The organism is Bacteroides sp. 11BF, assembly GCF_019633765.1.
Taxonomy (GTDB): Bacteria; Bacteroidota; Bacteroidia; order Bacteroidales; family Bacteroidaceae; genus Bacteroides; species Bacteroides hominis.
Genome location: NZ_JAFKPJ010000061.1, coordinates 1 through 1,886, shown reverse-complemented (window position 1 = coordinate 1,886; position 1,886 = coordinate 1). Strand labels below are relative to the sequence as shown.

Sequence of the window (1,886 nt, the reverse complement as noted above, 5' to 3'; positions counted from 1 at the left end):
ATCTAATCACTGAAAGGAAGAAAGATGTATGACAATACAATCCATTATTTTTGATTTAGATGGTTTACTAATCAATTCAGAAATTGTGTCTTTTGAAATTTACAGAGAATTGCTTGCAGAGCACGAACAAGAGTTTACCTTAGAGAATTATGCCCAAAATTACTCGGGGCGATCCGGTTTATTAAATATGGAAAACATCATCAAAGAATATCAATTACCCTTTGGTGTACAAGAAGGAATGGCACACTCCGATGAGATTGAAGCAAAGCATGTAGAAGAAGGAATTGATTTAATGGACGGGGCTGTGGAACTGTTAGCCTATTTAAAAGAAAATGAGTATGAAATTTCTCTTGCGTCCTCGAGCACGAGAGAACGAGCTTTTACAATTTTAAAACAACACGATATTTTTGATTACTTTAGTCATTTTACTTTCGGTCCTGAAATTGAAAATGGAAAACCAGCACCTGACATTTTTTTAATGGCGTGTGAAAAGACAGACTTTCAAAAACAGGAGACGCTTATTTTAGAAGATAGCGAGTCAGGTATTCAAGCAGCAGTCTCAGCAGACATACCAGTCATTTGTGTGCCAGATATGAAAGTGCCAAATGAAAAAATTCTAGAAAAAACTGAGGGAGTTTTATCTTCTCTTCATGAAGTTATTGATTGGTTAGAAAGAAAAAGTGCCTAAGATTTTTTGGCAAAAAATAAAACAAAATTTTTTTAGGTAAAGGGCGCACTTACACACAACAACTAAAGTTGGTTGTGTTATTGTGCTAAAGACTTGTATCAGAAGTCGGCTAGCCGACAACAAAAAAGGTGCTCAAATCGAGCACCTGCTTTCCATTCATTAATTAATCTTGTATCTCACCAGTCTCTTTGTTTATATCACCTCTGCCATACTTGCGTTCCTGATAAACGGCATCGAAATATAATCTTATCAGTCCAGTATGAGCTCTCAACACTGAATTTATAATTTTCATACTAGGCAAGCCATATTCAATCCCATGTAATTTAACAAAGCGCCTTAATTCACGCATATTTGCTAAATTATGATCGTCAATTAAATCGCAAACATCATTCAACATATCGTCTTTATCTTCAACATCAAGCGTAATATAGCGATCAATGTCAAAATTGTTTAGTAAAGCAATGTCATGCTTGCTGTACTTGTGCTTATTTTTAGCAATAGCGTCTTTAGATTCATGTGTCAGATACAAATACATATTTTCCATGCTCTGAACAACTACTTGAACCTTAGCAACACTTTTAACACCTAAAACTCTTTGGATTCTCTTTCTAACACTGTCCGATGTAACAGGATTTTTCGCCACATAAACCACATGATAATGGGCTTTTTTATATATTTGTCCCTCAACATTGCTTTTATCTTTATCATGCAACGGACTAATCGCAATCGGAACACCAATTAATTCTAACTGTCGTTTCCAATCCGTTGGAATACTTTCTGGATATAACAAAAAAGTGAAGTATCTTGCCTTATCTTTAGCCATAATGTTAAAATTACCTTATCAGAACGAGCAATTAACGAGCGAACTTTTCAGCGGGTGCGCTCTTTTTTTATGCTCATTTCTGCCCTTTCGCTTGATTTTTGACAACTTTCGCCATGTAATTTCGCACGTCATAAGTAACAATTTTTCCCTGAGCCAATAATGCTTTTTTATATTCAGCATACAAATCTTTAGGAATACGGATAGTGACACTTTGCATTTCTTTTTTTTCAACAGTCATAACTTAATCACTCCTAACTTAAATAGCTTCATGCATACATTATAAAGCATTACATAGATGTAGTAAAGCATTACAATTTTAGCCATTTTCACCCAAAATGTCGCTCAAATGTCGCTCAAGCACAAAGTGACTAAATC

The 1,886-nt window shown here is 34.9% G+C and carries 3 protein-coding genes; 1 reads left to right on the top strand and 2 read right to left on the bottom strand.

What is annotated here, in order from left to right; translation table 11 throughout:
• Positions 1 to 28: 28 nt before the first annotated feature.
• Positions 29 to 688, top strand: coding sequence for an HAD family phosphatase (locus JZY04_RS20970; protein WP_220577465.1), 660 nt, complete (start codon positions 29 to 31; stop codon positions 686 to 688).
• Between the two features lie 163 nt (positions 689 to 851).
• On the opposite strand, the gene JZY04_RS20965 is transcribed toward JZY04_RS20970, so the two are convergent.
• The gene (locus JZY04_RS20965) at positions 852 to 1,511 is read right to left on the bottom strand and encodes a replication protein (RefSeq protein ID WP_220577464.1); all 660 of its coding nucleotides are present in this window, start codon (positions 1,509 to 1,511) and stop codon (positions 852 to 854) included.
• A gap of 73 nt (positions 1,512 to 1,584) precedes the next feature.
• Positions 1,585 to 1,749 carry a hypothetical protein gene (locus JZY04_RS20960; RefSeq protein WP_220577463.1) on the bottom strand — a complete coding sequence of 55 codons (165 nt, stop codon included), beginning with the start codon at positions 1,747 to 1,749 and terminating at the stop codon, positions 1,585 to 1,587.
• Between the last annotated feature and the right edge of the window lie 137 nt (positions 1,750 to 1,886).

Excerpts from the sequence above, each read along its gene's own strand:
- JZY04_RS20970 (WP_220577465.1), top strand. The coding sequence starts at position 29 with ATGACAATACAATCCATTATTTTTGATTTAGATGGTTTACTAATCAAT.
- JZY04_RS20965 (WP_220577464.1), bottom strand. The coding sequence starts at position 1,511 with ATGGCTAAAGATAAGGCAAGATACTTCACTTTTTTGTTATATCCAGAA.
- JZY04_RS20960 (WP_220577463.1), bottom strand. The coding sequence starts at position 1,749 with ATGACTGTTGAAAAAAAAGAAATGCAAAGTGTCACTATCCGTATTCCT.